15 protein-coding genes are annotated in these 16,427 nt (G+C 52.8%); all 15 read left to right on the top strand.

Translation table 11 applies throughout. The features are described from left to right. Positions 1 to 2: 2 nt before the first annotated feature. Positions 3 to 491: a colanic acid biosynthesis acetyltransferase WcaB gene (gene wcaB / locus OGY04_RS19530; RefSeq protein WP_032943932.1), complete on the top strand. Its 489-nt coding sequence runs from the start codon at positions 3 to 5 to the stop codon at positions 489 to 491. Beyond that, positions 488 to 1,705: a colanic acid biosynthesis glycosyltransferase WcaC gene (wcaC, locus tag OGY04_RS19525; protein ID WP_286585901.1), complete on the top strand. Its 1,218-nt coding sequence runs from the start codon at positions 488 to 490 to the stop codon at positions 1,703 to 1,705. Before wcaB ends, wcaC begins: the two co-directional genes overlap by 4 nt. Further along, positions 1,680 to 2,897, top strand: coding sequence for a colanic acid polymerase WcaD (gene wcaD, locus OGY04_RS19520; protein ID WP_020996654.1), 1,218 nt, complete (start codon positions 1,680 to 1,682; stop codon positions 2,895 to 2,897). Before wcaC ends, wcaD begins: the two co-directional genes overlap by 26 nt. Before the next feature lie 5 nt (positions 2,898 to 2,902). Then, the gene (gene wcaE, locus OGY04_RS19515) at positions 2,903 to 3,649 is read left to right on the top strand and encodes a colanic acid biosynthesis glycosyltransferase WcaE (RefSeq protein ID WP_275260470.1); all 747 of its coding nucleotides are present in this window, start codon (positions 2,903 to 2,905) and stop codon (positions 3,647 to 3,649) included. A 9-nt stretch (positions 3,650 to 3,658) separates the two neighbouring features. Next, positions 3,659 to 4,213, top strand: a complete 555-nt coding sequence (gene wcaF / locus OGY04_RS19510; protein ID WP_048235022.1) for a colanic acid biosynthesis acetyltransferase WcaF — start codon at positions 3,659 to 3,661, stop codon at positions 4,211 to 4,213. A 24-nt stretch (positions 4,214 to 4,237) separates the two neighbouring features. Next, on the top strand, positions 4,238 to 5,359 hold the full coding sequence (gmd, locus tag OGY04_RS19505; protein ID WP_192465695.1) for a GDP-mannose 4,6-dehydratase: 1,122 nt from the start codon (positions 4,238 to 4,240) through the stop codon (positions 5,357 to 5,359). 2 nt (positions 5,360 to 5,361) lie between these two features. Beyond that, positions 5,362 to 6,327 (top strand): GDP-L-fucose synthase, encoded by a 966-nt coding sequence (fcl, locus tag OGY04_RS19500; RefSeq protein ID WP_219987536.1) that lies wholly within the window; start codon positions 5,362 to 5,364, stop codon positions 6,325 to 6,327. A 2-nt stretch (positions 6,328 to 6,329) separates the two neighbouring features. Continuing rightward, the gene (locus OGY04_RS19495) at positions 6,330 to 6,809 is read left to right on the top strand and encodes a GDP-mannose mannosyl hydrolase (protein WP_286585900.1); all 480 of its coding nucleotides are present in this window, start codon (positions 6,330 to 6,332) and stop codon (positions 6,807 to 6,809) included. Further along, positions 6,806 to 8,032 carry a colanic acid biosynthesis fucosyltransferase WcaI gene (wcaI, locus tag OGY04_RS19490; protein WP_286585898.1) on the top strand — a complete coding sequence of 409 codons (1,227 nt, stop codon included), beginning with the start codon at positions 6,806 to 6,808 and terminating at the stop codon, positions 8,030 to 8,032. The genes OGY04_RS19495 and wcaI overlap by 4 nt, the downstream gene beginning before the upstream one ends. Further along, complete coding sequence (cpsB, locus tag OGY04_RS19485; RefSeq protein WP_008785192.1) at positions 8,032 to 9,468, top strand: mannose-1-phosphate guanyltransferase; 1,437 nt, start codon at positions 8,032 to 8,034, stop codon at positions 9,466 to 9,468. The genes wcaI and cpsB overlap by 1 nt, the downstream gene beginning before the upstream one ends. Positions 9,469 to 9,603: 135 nt before the next feature. Next, entirely contained in the window at positions 9,604 to 10,974 is a 1,371-nt protein-coding gene (gene cpsG / locus OGY04_RS19480; protein ID WP_286585896.1) for a colanic acid biosynthesis phosphomannomutase CpsG, read from the top strand. A 54-nt stretch (positions 10,975 to 11,028) separates the two neighbouring features. Beyond that, the gene (gene wcaJ, locus OGY04_RS19475) at positions 11,029 to 12,423 is read left to right on the top strand and encodes an undecaprenyl-phosphate glucose phosphotransferase (RefSeq protein WP_286585894.1); all 1,395 of its coding nucleotides are present in this window, start codon (positions 11,029 to 11,031) and stop codon (positions 12,421 to 12,423) included. Position 12,424: 1 nt separating this feature from the next. Further along, the gene (gene wzxC, locus OGY04_RS19470; protein ID WP_286585892.1) at positions 12,425 to 13,903 is read left to right on the top strand and encodes a colanic acid undecaprenyl disphosphate flippase WzxC; all 1,479 of its coding nucleotides are present in this window, start codon (positions 12,425 to 12,427) and stop codon (positions 13,901 to 13,903) included. A gap of 23 nt (positions 13,904 to 13,926) precedes the next feature. Continuing rightward, on the top strand, positions 13,927 to 15,207 hold the full coding sequence (gene wcaK, locus OGY04_RS19465) for a colanic acid biosynthesis pyruvyl transferase WcaK (RefSeq protein WP_286585891.1): 1,281 nt from the start codon (positions 13,927 to 13,929) through the stop codon (positions 15,205 to 15,207). Continuing rightward, complete coding sequence (gene wcaL / locus OGY04_RS19460; protein ID WP_286585889.1) at positions 15,204 to 16,424, top strand: colanic acid biosynthesis glycosyltransferase WcaL; 1,221 nt, start codon at positions 15,204 to 15,206, stop codon at positions 16,422 to 16,424. Before wcaK ends, wcaL begins: the two co-directional genes overlap by 4 nt. Positions 16,425 to 16,427: the final 3 nt, after the last annotated feature.

Below are 16,427 nucleotides of genomic sequence, written 5' to 3'. Positions count from 1 at the left end.
TTATGCTGGAAGATTTACGCGCGAACGGCTGGAGTCTGCGCCCCTGCTGCATGGTGGCGGCCTATCGGATTGCCCATTTTTGCTCCGTCTGGCGTAAAAAAAACATCATAAACAACCTGTGGGCTGCCCCGGTGCTGGTGATGTACCGCCTTATCACCGAATGCCTGTTTGGCTATGAAATTCAGGCTGCTGCATCAATCGGTCGTCGTTTCACCATCCATCATGGCTATGGGGTGGTTATCAATAAACACGTGGTGGCGGGGGATGATTTTACCCTACGCCACGGCGTTACTATCGGCAATCTTGGTGCCAACGATCCATCCTGTCCGGTCATCGGTAACGGCGTTGAGTTGGGGGCCAATGTCACTCTGCTCGGCGACGTTGCTATTGGCGATAACGTGACGATTGGCGCCGGGAGCGTTGTGGTGGATAGCGTCCCGGACAATACGCTGGTCGTGGGCGAGAAGGCACGGGTGAAGGTAATAAAATGAAGATATTACAGTTTAATGTGCGACTCGCAGAAGGTGGGGCGGCAGGCGTGGCGTTAGATTTGCATCTGAGGTCGCTGGAAAAAGGGCTGTCGTCGCGGTTTATCTATGGCTATGGCAAAGGCGGTAAAAAAAGCGCCAGTCATGCGAATTACCCGCAGGTTATCAAATATACGCCGCGCCTGACGTCGGCGGCGAACATTGCGCTGTTTCGTTTCGCGAACCGCGACATGTTTGGCAATCTCAACAAGTTATACCGTGAAGTTACCCGCACCAGCGGCCCACTGGTACTGCATTTTCATGTGTTGCACAGCTACTGGTTGAACCTGGAAGAGGTGGTGACCTTTTGCCAAAAAGTGAAGGCGCATAAACCGGATATCACCTTCGTCTGGACGCTGCACGATCACTGGAGCGTGACCGGGCGCTGTGCCTTTACTGATGGCTGCGAAGGCTGGAAAACGGGCTGCCAGAAATGCCCAACGCTCAGCAACTATCCGCCGGTAAAAATCGATAAAGCCCATCAGCAGTTGCCCGGCAAGCGGCAGATGTTTCGCGCCATGCTGGCGCTGGGCTGCCAGTTTATCTCACCCAGTCAGCATGTGGCCGACGCATTCAACAGCCTGTATGGCGTGGGACGATGTCACATTATTAACAACGGAATTGATGTGGCAACTGAAGCCATTCTTGCCGAACTACCCGCGATGCCTGCGGAGAGCGGTCGGCCGAAAATTGCCGTGGTAGCTCATGACCTGCGCTATGACGGCAAAACCAGTCAACAACTGGTGCGAGCGATTAGCGCGCTTGGGGACAAAATTGAGCTGCATACCTTCGGCAAATTTTCGCCATTTGCGGGAGATAACGTCATCAACCACGGTTTTGAGAGCGATAAGCGCACGTTGATGAATGCGCTTAACCAGATGGATGGACTGGTGTTCAGCTCCCGTGTCGATAACTACCCGCTGATTTTGTGTGAAGCGCTTTCCATCGGCGTACCAGTAATTGCCACGCACAGCGATGCCGCGCAGGAAGTGCTGGCTAAATCAGGCGGTAAAACGTTCAGCGAAGCGGACGTATTGCAGCTGGTGCAGCTGAAAAAATCAGACATTGCGCAGGCGGTATTTGACACGTCCCTTACCGCGTTCAGTCAACGCAGTCGGGTGGCATACAGTGGGCAACAGATGCTGGAGGAATATGTCTCGTTCTATCAGAATCTGTAGCTATCTGGTGCTACCGCTGCTTTATCTGCTGGTTAACGTCAAACTCGCCCAGCTTGGCGAGAGCTTCCCGATAACTATCGTCACCTTCTTACCCGTTCTGCTGTTGCTGTTTGTCGAGCGCATCAATATCAAAAAATTAATGATCGCGCTGGGGGTAGGGGGCGGGCTGACGGCGTTTAACTACCTGTTCGGTCAATCACTGGATGCCAGTAAGTACGTAACGTCAGCGATGCTGTTTGTTTATACCGTGGTGATCATTGGCATGGTGTGGAGTATTCGCTTCAAAACCATTTCACCGCATAACTACATTAAGATTTTGCGTTTTTTCTGGCTGGTGGTGGGACTGGTGGTGGGGTTAGCTGCGGTTGAAATGGCACAGATAATTCTCAGCGGCGGCAGCAGTTTAATGGAAGTTATTTCGAAATATCTTATTTACAGTAACAGCTATGTTCTGAACTTTATTAAGTTTGGTGGGAAACGTACCACTGCGCTCTATTTCGAACCGGCATTCTTCGCTCTGGCGTTAATCTCAATTTGGCTCAGCATCAAACAGTTTGGTATCAAAACACCTAAGTCCGATGCTATGATTCTGGCAGGGATAATATTATCAGGATCGTTTTCAGGGGTAATGACGTTTATTTTGTTTTATCTCCTGGAGTGGGCGTTCCAGTACCTGAATAAGGATGCGATAAAAAAGAAGCTACCCCTGGCGATAATCTCATTAAGCGTGTTTTTAGTTGGGGTGATATTTGCTTTTCCGTACATCGCAACGCGGCTTGGTGATTTAGGAACTGAAGGTTCGTCATCGTATTATCGTATCGTAGGGCCATTAGTGATGGTCGGTTATTCGTTACTGAACGTTGATGGCGTAGTGAGATTTGGCTCACTTTATGAATACGTCGCGTCATTCGGAATTTTTAACGGTGCAGATGTCGGTAAAACAATAGACAATGGTTTGTATCTGCTGATTATTTATTTTTCATGGTTCGCGGTGATATTAGCCCTATGGTACATGGGGAAGGTCATGAAAATGATGATCAATGCGTTTGGCGATAATCAGAATTATCGGGTGCAGCTTTATCTTTTTACACCGTTGTCCCTGTTTTTTACAGGTTCAGTATTTAGTCCGGAATACGCATTTTTAATTGTGTGTCCGTTTATATTGCGCAAGGCGCTGAATATCGCGAGGTAACTCACATGCTGCTCAGTATCATTACCGTCGCCTTTCGCAATCTGGAAGGGATCGTCAAAACTCACGCATCGCTGGCACCTCTGGCGCAAGCGGGTGATATCAGTTTTGAGTGGATTGTTGTTGATGGCGGCTCCTCGGATGGTACGTCGGCGTTTCTTGAAGGGCTCAGTGGGGAACACCGGTTACGGTTTGTCAGCGAGCCGGATAACGGCATCTATGATGCGATGAACAAAGGCATCGCGATGGCGCGCGGGCGGTTCGCGCTGTTCCTCAACTCCGGGGATATTTTGCATGCGGATGCGGCACATTTTATCCGCCAGCTAAAAATGCAGAGCGACCAAACCATGGTCATTGGCGATGCGTTGCTGGATTTCGGCAATGGCAACAAAATTAAGCGCCGGGCAAAACCTGGTTGGTATATTTATCATAGCCTGCCCGCCAGCCATCAGGCGATATTCTTTCCACTCTCAGGACTGAATGTCTGGCATTATGATTTGCAATATAAAATATCGTCTGATTACGCGTTGGCAGCCCAATTATACAAGTCCGGTTACGCTTTTAAAAAGCTTAGCGGGTTGGTATCGGAGTTTTCTATGGGCGGAGTGTCAACGACGAATAATCTGGAATTGTGTCGGGATGCCAAAAAAGTACAGCGCCAGATATTACACATGCCAGGTTTTTGGACAGGTTTGTCAGAATATTTACGTCTGCGCACAACCGGTAAAACAAAAACCTTATATGGGAAAACGTAAGGGCATATTATGCAGGACTTAAGCGGATTTAAAGTGCCTGGGGGTTTTCGCGGTGGTGGTGCTATTAAAGTGCAATTATGGTGGGCGGTGCAAGCAACATTATTTCGCTGGTCACCACAGGTCATGTATCGCTGGCGTGCATTTTTATTACGAATGTTTGGTGCAAAAATAGGAAAAAACGTAGTCATTCGGCCTTCAGTAAAAATTACTTATCCGTGGAAATTAACCCTGGGAGATTATGCCTGGGTGGGTGACGACGCGGTTTTATATACGTTAGGTGATATTACGATTGGCGCCCATGCGGTTATTTCGCAAAAAAGTTATTTATGCACCGGGAGTCATGATTATGCCAGTCAACATTTTGATATTAACGCCACGCCGATTGTGGTTGGCGCTAAATGCTGGCTGGCGACAGATGTCTTTGTCGCGCCTGGCGTGACGATTGGCGATGGCACCGTCGTTGGAGCACGAAGCAGCGTATTTAAATCGCTGCCAGCAAATGTCATTTGTCGGGGAAATCCCGCAGTAGTCACGCGCGAACGCGTCGAGAAAGTTACTCCCTGAGGGGATCACTGAAGAGGTTATAACATGTCAAAAGTCGCTCTCATTACTGGCGTAACCGGGCAGGATGGTTCTTACCTGGCAGAACTCCTGCTGGAAAAAGGGTACGAAGTACACGGTATTAAGCGTCGCGCTTCATCATTCAACACCGAACGTGTGGACCACATCTACCAGGATCCGCATTCAGGCAATCCCAAATTTCATCTGCACTATGGCGATTTGACCGACTCCTCCAACCTGACCCGTATTTTACAGGAAGTCCAACCGGATGAAGTCTATAACCTGGGCGCCATGAGCCACGTTGCGGTGTCGTTTGATTCACCGGAATACACCGCAGACGTTGATGCGATCGGCACCTTGCGTTTGCTGGAGGCGATCCGCTTCCTTGGTCTGGAAAAAAAGACCCGTTTTTATCAGGCGTCCACCTCTGAGTTGTACGGTCTGGTACAGGAAATCCCGCAGAAAGAGAGCACGCCGTTCTATCCGCGTTCACCGTATGCTGTTGCCAAGCTGTACGCCTACTGGATCACCGTCAACTACCGCGAGTCTTACGGGATGTATGCCTGTAACGGCATTCTGTTCAACCACGAATCTCCGCGCCGTGGTGAAACTTTCGTCACCCGTAAAATCACCCGCGCCATTGCCAACATCGCTCAGGGGCTGGAGTCTTGCCTGTACCTGGGCAACATGGATTCACTGCGCGACTGGGGGCATGCCAAAGATTACGTCAGGATGCAGTGGATGATGCTGCAGCAGGATAAGCCGGAAGATTTCGTCATTGCCACCGGCGTGCAGTATTCCGTGCGCCAGTTCGTGGAAATGGCGGCCGCTCAGTTGGGGATTAAATTGCGCTTTGAAGGTGAGGGCGTGAATGAAAAAGGCATTGTGGTTTCTGTGACCGGACACGATGCGCCGGGTGTGAAACCTGGGGATGTGATAATCGCCGTCGATCCGCGCTATTTCCGTCCGGCAGAAGTAGAAACGCTGCTGGGCGACCCGGCGAGGGCACATGAAAAACTCGGCTGGAAACCGGAAATCACGCTGCGCCAGATGATCTCAGAAATGGTCGCTAACGACCTTGAAGCAGCGAAGAAACATTCCCTGCTCAAGTCGCACGGTTACGAGGTCGCCATCGCGCTGGAGTACTGAGGATGAAGACACAACGTATTTTTGTGGCGGGCCATCGCGGGATGGTGGGGTCCGCCATCGTAAGACAGCTGGCGCAGCGAGATAACGTAGAACTGGTGCTGCGTACCCGCGACCAGCTTAATCTGCTGGACGCCGGTGCGGTGCAGGCGTTCTTTGCCGCTGAACGTATTGACCAGGTTTATCTGGCGGCGGCAAAAGTGGGGGGGATTGTGGCGAACAATACTTATCCTGCTGATTTTATTTATGAAAATATGATGATTGAGAGCAACATTATTCATGCAGCGCATCTGCATAACGTGAATAAACTGTTGTTCCTCGGGTCATCCTGTATTTATCCCAAGCAAGCTACCCAGCCGATCGCCGAAAGTGAACTCTTGCAGGGGCAACTGGAGCCGACCAATGAGCCGTATGCGATTGCCAAAATTGCCGGTATCAAGCTGTGCGAATCGTATAACCGACAGTATGGCCGTGATTATCGCTCGGTGATGCCGACCAATCTGTACGGACCGCATGACAACTTTCATCCGAGTAATTCGCATGTGATCCCGGCGCTGCTGCGCCGCTTTCATGAGGCTCGCGAGCAAAATACGCCGGATGTGGTGGTGTGGGGAAGCGGGACGCCAATGCGTGAATTTCTGCATGTCGACGATATGGCGGCGGCCAGTATCCACGTGATGGATCTAGCTCAGGAAGTGTTGCAGGAATATACCCAACCAATGCTGTCGCATATCAACGTGGGCACCGGTGTGGACTGCACCATCCGTGAACTGGCCCAGACTATCGCGCAGGTCGTGGGTTACAAGGGGCGCGTGGTGTTTGACGCCAGCAAACCGGACGGCACGCCGCGCAAATTGCTCGATGTTACGCGTCTGCATCAGTTGGGCTGGTATCACGAGATATCTCTGGAAGCGGGGCTTGCCAGTACATATCAGTGGTTCCTTGAAAACCAGCAGCGTTACCGGGGGTAAGCATGTTTTTACGTCATGAGGATTTTGCCACCGTTGTACGTTCAACTCCGCTGATTTCCATCGATTTGATCGTGGAAAACGCCCAGGGCGAATTTCTGCTTGGCAAGCGCCTCAATCGTCCGGCGCAGGGGTACTGGTTCGTGCCCGGCGGTCGGGTGCAAAAAGATGAACCGCTGCGCGCGGCCTTTGAGCGGCTGACTGACGCTGAGCTGGGGTTACGTTTACCGCTGTCCGCTGCAGAGTTTTACGGGGTCTGGCAGCACTTCTATGACGACAACTTTTCCGGGGTAGATTTCTCAACGCATTACATCGTGCTGGGATTTCGTCTGCGGGTGTCGGAAAACGACCTGCAACTGCCTGACGTTCAACATGACGCGTACCGCTGGCTGACAATTGAAGAGATCCTGGCCAGTGACCACGTGCACGACAACAGCCGGGCTTACTTCTGTGAGAAGAGTCAGGCCGGAGTACCCGGGCTATGAAGATCCTTGTGTATGGCATCAACTATTCGCCGGAGTTGACCGGTATCGGTAAATACACCGGTGAAATGGTGGAGTGGATGGCGCAACAGGGGCATGACGTACGAGTGATCACTGCGCCGCCTTATTATCCGCAGTGGAAGGTCAGCGGTCGCTATTCATCCTGGCGCTACCGTCGTGAAGAAGGCGATGCCATCGTCTGGCGTTGCCCGCTGTATGTGCCTGAGCAGCCTTCTACGCTCAAGCGCCTGCTGCATTTAGGTAGTTTCGCCCTGAGCAGTTTCTTCCCGTTGCTGGCGCAGCGCCGCTGGAAGCCGGATCGCATCATTGGGGTAGTGCCGACGTTGTTTTGTGCGCCGGGCATGCGCCTGCTGGCGAAGCTGTCCGGGGCGCGCACGCTGCTGCATATTCAGGATTACGAAGTCGATGCCATGCTGGGGCTTGGCATGGCGGGCAAAGGCAAGCGTGGCGCGGTGGCAAAACTGGCCAGCGCCTTTGAGCGCAGTGGGCTGTTGAATATGGACCATATTTCGACCATTTCTCGCTCAATGATGAATAAAGCGCAGGAGAAGGGCGTTGATGCACAGAAGGTCATTTTCTTTCCGAACTGGTCAGAAGTAGCGCGTTTTCGTGACGTGAACGATGCCGATGCTCTGGCGTTGCGCCAGCAACTGGGCTTGCCTGATGATAAAAAAATCATTCTCTACTCAGGCAATATCGGTGAAAAGCAAGGGCTGGAGAGTGTGATCGACGCAGCGGCCCTGTTGATCGAACAGCCCTGGCTGTTTGTGATTGTCGGGCAGGGCGGGGGTAAAGCGCGGCTGGAGAGTATGTCTGGCGAACGCGGCCTGAACAATGTGATCTTCTTTCCGCTGCAATCTTATGACGCGCTGCCTGCGCTGCTCAAGATGGCGGACTGCCATCTGGTGGTACAAAAGCGCGGTGCGGCGGATGCCGTATTGCCCTCCAAACTGACCAATATCCTCGCCGTTGGTGGAAACGCGGTGATTACCGCCGAACCTGAGACCGAGTTGGGTCAGCTGTGTGATGCTCACCCAGGCATCGCGGTGTGTGTCGAGCCTGAATCAGAGAATGCGCTGGTTGGCGGGATTCAACAGGCGCTAACCATGCCAAAGATTAACACGGTGGCACGTGAGTATGCCGAACGCACGCTGGATAAAGAAAACGTGCTGAGCCAATTTATTGCAGATATTCGGGGTACATGATGAGTCAAAACAAACTCTTTCCGGTGGTGATGGCCGGTGGCTCGGGTAGCCGTTTATGGCCTCTGTCCCGCGTACTATATCCAAAGCAGTTTCTGTGCCTGAAAGGCGATCTCACCATGTTGCAGACAACGATCTGTCGTCTGAACGGCGTGGAGTGTGAAAGCCCGGTGGTTATCTGTAATGAACAACACCGTTTCATTGTGGCGGAACAGCTACGACAACTGCATAAGCTGACTGAGAATATTATTCTCGAACCCGCCGGGCGCAATACTGCACCGGCGATAGCGCTGGCCGCGCTGGCGGCAAAACGTCAAAGCCCGGGGGAAGATCCGCTGCTGTTGGTATTGGCGGCCGATCACATGATTGCTGACGAAGAAGCATTTCGCGAGGCGGTTCGCAATGCAATGCCGTATGCCAGTGCGGGTAAGCTGGTGACGTTTGGTATCGTGCCGGACCAGCCGGAGACCGGCTATGGCTATATCCGTCGTGGCGAGGTTTCGCCGACCAATACCGACGCCGTGGCTTTTGAGGTGGCGCAGTTTGTTGAAAAGCCCAATCTGGAAACCGCGCAGGCTTACGTGGCGAGCGGCGACTACTACTGGAACAGCGGCATGTTTCTGTTCCGGGCCGGGCGCTATCTGGAAGAACTGAAAAAATATCGCCCCGACATTCTTGAGGCCTGCGAAAACGCCATGAGTACGGTTGACCCCGATCTCGATTTTATCCGCGTTGATGAACAGGCGTTTCTCGCCTGCCCGGAAGAGTCTGTGGACTATGCGGTAATGGAGCGTACGGCCGATGCGGTGGTGATGCCCATGAACGCAGGCTGGAGCGATGTTGGCTCCTGGTCATCATTGTGGGAAATCAGCGCCCATACTGCTGAAGGTAATGTGCATCATGGGGACGTCATTAGCCATAAAACGGAAAATAGCTACGTGTATGCCGAGTCTGGCCTGGTAACCACCGTCGGGGTGAAGGATCTGGTGGTGGTGCAGACCAAAGATGCGGTGCTGATCGCCGATCGCAACGCGGTGCAGGACGTCAAAAAAGTGGTGGAGCAAATTAAAGCTGACGGACGTCATGAGCACCATATTCACCGTGAAGTTTACCGTCCATGGGGCAAGTACGACTCTATTGATGCCGGAGACCGTTACCAGGTGAAGCGGATTACCGTTAAACCCGGTGAGGGATTGTCCGTGCAGATGCATCATCACCGGGCTGAACACTGGGTTGTGGTGGCTGGTACCGCGAAGGTGACAATCAATGACGACATCAAACTGCTCGCTGAAAACGAGTCTGTCTATATTCCGCTGGGGGCGACCCATTGTCTGGAGAACCCGGGGAAAATCCCGCTCGATCTGATTGAAGTGCGCTCCGGATCTTACCTCGATGAGGATGATGTGGTGCGGTTTGCGGACAGATACGGGCGTACCTGATGCCGGATGCGCTGCGCTTATCCAGCCTACAACACCGTAGGGCCGATAAGCGAAGCGTGCCGGGAAATGCATTTAACACTCATTAAAAGGCTCATTAAGAGTCAGGGCCTCCTGTTGCCTGAAGAAGGGTAAATCATGACGAAATTAACCTGTTTCAAAGCCTACGATATTCGCGGCAGGCTGGGCGAAGAGCTGAATGAAGATATTGCGTGGCGTATTGGCCGCGCTTACGGCGAGTTCCTGAAGCCGAAAACGATTGTCCTCGGCGGCGATGTGCGCCTGACCAGTGAGACGCTGAAGCTGGCGCTGGCGAAAGGACTGCAGGATGCGGGCGTGGATGTGCTGGATATTGGTATGTCGGGCACTGAAGAGATTTATTTTGCCACTTTCCACCTGGGCATTGACGGCGGTATTGAAGTCACCGCCAGCCATAATCCGATGGATTACAACGGTATGAAGCTGGTGCGGGAAGGGGCACGGCCCATCAGCGGAGATACCGGTCTGCGCGACGTGCAGCGCCTGGCGGAAGCCAACGACTTCCCGGCGGTTGATGAGACAAAACGTGGCCGCTACCAGCGCATTACTACCCGTGATACCTACATTGACCACCTGCTGGGTTACATCAATCCCGCCAACCTGAAACCGATGAAGCTGGTGCTCAATTCCGGCAACGGCGCGGCAGGTCCGGTGGTTGACGCCATTGAAGCCCGTTTCAAGGCGCTGGGCGTGCCGGTCGAGTTCATCAAAATTCACAACACGCCGGATGGCAACTTCCCCAACGGTATTCCCAATCCTCTGCTGCCGGAATGCCGGGCCGATACGCGCCATGCAGTGATTGAACACGGCGCGGATATGGGGATTGCCTTCGACGGTGATTTTGACCGCTGCTTCCTGTTCGATGAAAAAGGTCAGTTCATTGAGGGCTACTACATTGTCGGCCTGCTGGCGGAAGCGTTTCTGGAGAAGAATCCGGGGGCGAAAATTATCCACGACCCACGCCTGTCCTGGAACACCGTGGATGTGGTGACGGCGGCAGGCGGTAAACCGGTGATGTCAAAAACCGGGCACGCGTTTATCAAAGAGCGGATGCGCCACGAAGATGCCATTTATGGTGGCGAAATGAGCGCGCACCACTATTTCCGCGATTTTGCCTATTGCGACAGCGGAATGATCCCGTGGCTGCTGGTGGCGGAACTGTTGTGTCTGAAAGGACAGTCGCTGGGCGAACTGGTCCGTGACCGGATGGTGGCCTACCCGGCGAGCGGAGAAATAAACAGTACGCTGGCAGAGCCGACGGCAGCGATTGCGCGCGTGGAGCAGCATTTTTCTCGTGAGGCGCTGTCGGTGGACAGAACGGACGGTATCAGCATGTCGTTTGTCGACTGGCGCTTCAATTTACGCTCTTCCAATACCGAACCGGTGGTGCGCCTGAACGTGGAATCGCGCGGAGATATTCCGTTGATGGAAGCGCGAACGCGCACTCTTCTGGCGTTACTGAATCAGTAATGCTGGTGCTTCCTTTGCCCGATTCTGGGCAAAGGGTGACTAACAGGAACCACGATGACACATCTAAAAAAGCGCGAACGCGCCAAAACCAATGCGTCGTTAATTTCGATGGTGCAACGCTTTTCAGATATCACCATCATGTTTGGCGGGTTGTGGGTAATCTGCGAATTAAGCGGTTTGCCTTTCCTGTACATGCACCTGCTGGTGGCGCTGATCACGCTGGTCGTTTTTCAGATGCTCGGTGGCATAACGGATTTTTATCGCTCCTGGCGCGGTGTCAAAATTTCCACTGAGCTGGTGCTGTTGCTGCAAAACTGGACGCTGAGTCTGATTTTTTGCGCAGGTCTGATCGCCTTTAATAACGATTTTGATAACCGTCTCGCCGTCTGGCTGGCGTGGTATCTGCTATCCAGTGTTGGCCTGGTGTTGAGCCGTTCGTTTATTCGCTACTGCGCGGGATGGTTGCGTAATCGCGGGTATAACACGCGCCGGGTGGCGGTGGCAGGGGACCTGCCCGCCGGACAAATGCTATTGGACAGCTTTCGCCATGAACCGTGGCTGGGATTTGAAGTGGCGGGTGTCTATCACGATCCTATCCCTGGAAAAAACTCACGCGACTGGGCCGGTAATCTGCAACAACTGGTGGATGACGCCAAAGCCTCTCGTATTCATAACGTTTATATCGCCATGTCGATGAGCGATGGCGCCAGCGTCAAAAAACTGGTTCGCGCGCTGGCCGACACCACCTGCTCAGTGATCCTTATTCCTGATGTCTTTACCTTCAACATTCTGCATTCACGGATTGAGGAGATGAACGGTGTTCCGGTGGTGCCGCTGTATGACACGCCGCTCTCGGGGATTAATCGCCTGTTAAAGCGCGCGGAAGATATCGTGCTGGCTTCGCTGATCCTGCTGCTTATTTCTCCGGTGCTGTGTGGCATAGCGCTACTGGTAAAACTGACCTCCAAAGGACCGGTGATTTTCCGCCAGACCCGTTATGGCATGGACGGAAAGCCGATCAAAGTCTGGAAATTTCGCTCGATGAAAGTGATGGAAAACGACGCGGTGGTGACGCAGGCGACGCAAAACGATCCGCGCGTTACTCCTGTGGGGAATTTCCTGCGCCGAACGTCACTCGATGAACTGCCGCAGTTTATTAACGTGCTGACCGGGGGGATGTCTATTGTCGGGCCACGCCCGCATGCGGTGGCGCATAACGAACAGTACCGCCAGCTGATCGAGGGGTACATGTTACGCCATAAGGTGAAACCGGGTATTACCGGTTGGGCGCAAATCAACGGCTGGCGCGGTGAAACCGATACGCTGGAAAAAATGGAAAAACGTGTGGAGTTTGACCTCGAATACATTCGCGAGTGGAGCGTGTGGTTCGATATCAAAATTGTTTTTCTGACGGTATTCAAAGGCTTTGTCAACAAAGCGGCGTATTAACATGAGCTTACGAGAAAAAACGCTGAACGGCGCAAAGTGGTCGGCGATTGCCACGGTGATCATTATTGGCCTTGGACTAATCCAGATGACCGTCCTGGCGCGGATTATTGATAATCACCAGTTCGGGTTGTTAACCGTGGCGCTGGTGATCATCGCGCTGGCCGATACGTTGTCTGACTTTGGTATCGCCAACTCAATTATTCAGCGCAAAGAGATTGGCTATCTTGAACTGACCACGCTGTACTGGCTCAACGTGGGGTTGGGTATCGTGGTATGCGTAGCGATGTTTCTGCTGAGCGAGACGATTGCCAGCGTACTTAATAACCCAGAACTGGCACCGCTCATCAAAACGTTATCGCTGGCGTTTGTGGTGATACCGCACGGGCAGCAGTTTCGCGCGCTGATGCAAAAAGAGCTGGCCTTCAACAAAATTGGCATGATTGAAACCAGTTCGGTACTGGCTGGTTTTATCTTTACCGTAGTCAGCGCCCATTTCTGGCCGCTCGCACTGACGGCCATTCTCGGGTATCTGGTAAACAGTACGCTACGTACGCTGCTGTTCGGCTATTTTGGTCGCCGGATTTACCGTCCGGGGCTGCATTTTTCGCTGGCATCCGTTTCGTCGAATCTGCGTTTTGGTGCGTGGCTGACGGCAGACAGCATCATCAATTACATCAATACCAACTTTTCCACACTGGTGTTAGCCCGCACGTTGGGAGCTGGCGTGGCAGGCGGATTCAATCTCGCCTGGAATGTGGCGGTTGTCCCCCCGATCAAACTGAACCCGATTATCACCCGCGTGCTGTTTCCGGCGTTTGCCAAAATCCAGGACGACAGTGAAAAGCTGCGAGTGAATTTTTACAAGCTGCTGTCGGTGGTCGGGATTATCAACTTCCCGGCGCTGCTGGGACTGATGGTGGTGTCGAATAACGTGGTGCCGCTGGTATTCGGTGAAAAGTGGAACGGCATTATCCCCATCCTGCAACTGCTGTGTATTGTTGGGCTGCTGCGCTCGGTGGGGAATCCAATCGGTTCACTGCTGATGGCGAAAGCGCGGGTCGATATCAGCTTTAAATTCAATGTGTTCAAAACCTTTCTGTTTATTCCCGCCATTTTCATCGGTGGACATCTGGCCGGGGCAATTGGCGTGACGCTGGGCTTTTTGCTGGTCCAGGTGATTAACACAGTCCTCAGCTATTTCGTGATGATTAAACCTGTTCTTGGCCCCAGCTACCGCCAGTACATGCTCAGTCTTTGGCTGCCGTTGTATCTCTCCTTGCCAACCCTTGTGGTGAGCTATGCGCTGGGCGTAATGCTGCATAGCCAGCTGTCGTTGGGCGTGTTGTTGGGGAGCCAGATAGCGGCAGGGGCGCTGGCGTTTGCGTTAATGATAGTGCTGTCGCGCCATCCGCTGGTGGTGGAAATAAAACGCCAGCTCTGTCGCAGTGAAAAAATGAAAACCTTGCTCCGTGCAGGATAAGAACAACGCTTTAAGAGGTCATAATGAAACTATTAATTTTGGGCAACCATACCTGCGGGAACCGAGGGGATAGCGCGATCCTGCGCGGTTTGCTGGATGCCATTAACGCGTTGCGTCCTGAGACTGAAGTGGATGTTATGAGCCGTTACCCGGTGAGCTCCTCATGGTTGCTGAACCGCCCGGTGATGGGCGATCCGCTGTATTTGCAGATGAGACAACACAACAATGCAGTAGGTGTTATGGGGCGCGTGAAGAAAGTGCTGCGTCGTCGCTATCAGCACCAGGTACTGCTCTCGCGTGTTACCGACTCCGGTAATCTGCGCAATATCGCTATCGCCCAGGGCTTTACCGATTTTGTCCGTCTGCTGTCGCGCTATGACGCCATCATCCAGGTCGGCGGATCGTTCTTTGTCGATCTGTATGGTGTGCCGCAGTTTGAACATGCATTGTGTTCGTTTATGGCGAAAAAACCGCTGTACATGATTGGTCACAGCGTGGGGCCATTCCAGGATGAGCAGTTTAATCAACTGGCGAACTACGTGTTTGGCCACTGTAATGCATTGATTTTACGTGAATCCGTCAGTCTGGATCTGATGAAACGCAGCGCAATTACCACGGATAAAGTCGAAACAGGCGTGGATACGGCCTGGCTTGTCGACAATCATCATGAGGATTTTGAGCCAGGTTATGCGGTACAGCACTGGTTAGACATGGCGGCTAAACAGAAGACCGTTGCCATTACATTGCGCGAGCTGGCTCCTTTTGATAAGCGTCTGGGGACAACGCAGCAGGCCTATGAGCAAGCCTTTGCCGGCGTGGTGAACCGCATCCTTGATGAAGGTTACCAGGTGATAGCGCTGTCAACCTGCACTGGTATTGATAGTTACAACAAAGATGACCGCATGGTGGCGTTAAACCTGCGTCAGTATGTTAACGATTCATCCCGATATCACGTGGTGATGGATGAACTTAACGATCTGGAGATGGGGAAGATTCTGGGGGCATGCGATCTGACGGTGGGCACTCGCTTGCACTCGGCCATCATCTCGATGAATTTTATGACGCCAGCCATCGCCATTAACTACGAGCATAAATCGGCAGGGATCATGCAACAACTGGGGTTGCCGGAGATGGCTGTCGATATTCGCCATCTGCTCGATGGCAGTCTGGAAGGAAAGGTCGCCGATACCCTCGGACAGCTACCTGAACTGAACATACGGCTTGGGGACGCTGTGACACGCGAACGCGAACACGGGGTACGCATGGTGCAGTCGGTTTTAACGCGTATTAAGGGGGAAAAATGAAGATTGGCTTTTTCCTGCTTAAATTTCCGCTCTCTTCTGAGACCTTTGTACTCAATCAGATAACCGCATTTATTGATATGGGCTACGACGTGGAGATTGTCGCTTTGCAGAAGGGCGATCTTGAAAATACGCATGCCTCATTTAATACCTACCGGCTGGGTGAAAAAACGCGCTGGTTGCTGAATGAACCGGAAAGCAAACTGGCGAAGCTGAAATATAGGGCGGCGGCAGCTCTGCACGGTCTCACCCGCGCAGCGACCTGGAAAGCGCTGAATGTTGCACGCTATGGCGACGAGGCGCGCAATCTGATTTTGGCGGCCATTTGCGGTGGGAATCCGCGGGCGTTTGAAGCGGATGTCTTTATTGCTCATTTTGGGCCAGCAGGCGTAACGGCCGCTAAGCTGCGTGAGCTTGGGATGATCCGCGGAAAAATCGCTACGGTATTTCACGGCGTCGATGTTTCGCATCGGGATGTGCTTACCCGCTATACCCCTGAGTATCAGCAGCTGTTTCAACGTGGAGATTTGATGTTACCCATCAGCAATCTCTGGTCCGGACGTTTAAAAAACATGGGATGCCCGCCGCATAAAATCGCGGTTTCGCGTATGGGTATCGACATGACGCGTTTTACCCCTCGCCAACTGAAAGCACCAGCTGCACCGCTGGAAATTATCTCTGTCGCCCGGTTAACCGAGAAAAAAGGACTGCACGTCGCCATCGAAGCCTGTCGACAGTTAAAAGAGCAGGGCGTCTCATTTCGTTATCGCATTCTGGGTATCGGCCCTTGGGAGCGACGTTTACGCACACTGATCGAGCAATATCAACTCGATGACGTGATTGAGATGCCCGGCTTTAAGCCCAGCCATCAGGTAAAGGAGATGCTTGAGCAGGCGGATGTATTTTTGCTGCCGTCGATTACCGGAAGAGACGGCGATATGGAGGGGATCCCGGTGGCGCTGATGGAGGCGATGGCGGTGGGTATTCCGGTGATTTCTACCGTTCACAGTGGGATCCCGGAGCTGGTCGAATCGGGCAAGTCTGGCTGGCTGGCACCGGAAAACGATGCGCAGGCACTGGCAGAGCATTTAGCGGCATTTAGCCTACTCGACAGTGAGCAGGTACAACCGATTGTGCAGTGCGCGCGCGAAAAAATTGAAACTGAATTTAATCAGTTAGCGATCAATAAACAGTTAGCCAGTCTGCTGCAAACGATGTAAATC

The organism is Citrobacter sp. Cpo091 (genome assembly GCF_030332645.1).
GTDB lineage: Bacteria > Pseudomonadota > Gammaproteobacteria > Enterobacterales > Enterobacteriaceae > Citrobacter > Citrobacter portucalensis.
Note: the sequence above shows the minus strand (reverse complement) of the source record. Positions and strands in the feature narration are given on the sequence as shown.

Coding starts and splice junctions, on each gene's coding strand:
- wcaE (WP_275260470.1), top strand. CDS start 2,903: ATGCTGCTCAGTATCATTACCGTCGCCTTTCGCAATCTGGAAGGGATC.
- wcaF (WP_048235022.1), top strand. CDS start 3,659: ATGCAGGACTTAAGCGGATTTAAAGTGCCTGGGGGTTTTCGCGGTGGT.
- wcaI (WP_286585898.1), top strand. CDS start 6,806: ATGAAGATCCTTGTGTATGGCATCAACTATTCGCCGGAGTTGACCGGT.
- cpsB (WP_008785192.1), top strand. CDS start 8,032: ATGAGTCAAAACAAACTCTTTCCGGTGGTGATGGCCGGTGGCTCGGGT.
- wcaB (WP_032943932.1), top strand. CDS start 3: ATGCTGGAAGATTTACGCGCGAACGGCTGGAGTCTGCGCCCCTGCTGC.
- wcaD (WP_020996654.1), top strand. CDS start 1,680: ATGTCTCGTTCTATCAGAATCTGTAGCTATCTGGTGCTACCGCTGCTT.
- OGY04_RS19495 (WP_286585900.1), top strand. CDS start 6,330: ATGTTTTTACGTCATGAGGATTTTGCCACCGTTGTACGTTCAACTCCG.
- gmd (WP_192465695.1), top strand. CDS start 4,238: ATGTCAAAAGTCGCTCTCATTACTGGCGTAACCGGGCAGGATGGTTCT.
- wcaL (WP_286585889.1), top strand. CDS start 15,204: ATGAAGATTGGCTTTTTCCTGCTTAAATTTCCGCTCTCTTCTGAGACC.
- wcaJ (WP_286585894.1), top strand. CDS start 11,029: ATGACACATCTAAAAAAGCGCGAACGCGCCAAAACCAATGCGTCGTTA.
- fcl (WP_219987536.1), top strand. CDS start 5,362: ATGAAGACACAACGTATTTTTGTGGCGGGCCATCGCGGGATGGTGGGG.
- wzxC (WP_286585892.1), top strand. CDS start 12,425: ATGAGCTTACGAGAAAAAACGCTGAACGGCGCAAAGTGGTCGGCGATT.
- cpsG (WP_286585896.1), top strand. CDS start 9,604: ATGACGAAATTAACCTGTTTCAAAGCCTACGATATTCGCGGCAGGCTG.
- wcaK (WP_286585891.1), top strand. CDS start 13,927: ATGAAACTATTAATTTTGGGCAACCATACCTGCGGGAACCGAGGGGAT.
- wcaC (WP_286585901.1), top strand. CDS start 488: ATGAAGATATTACAGTTTAATGTGCGACTCGCAGAAGGTGGGGCGGCA.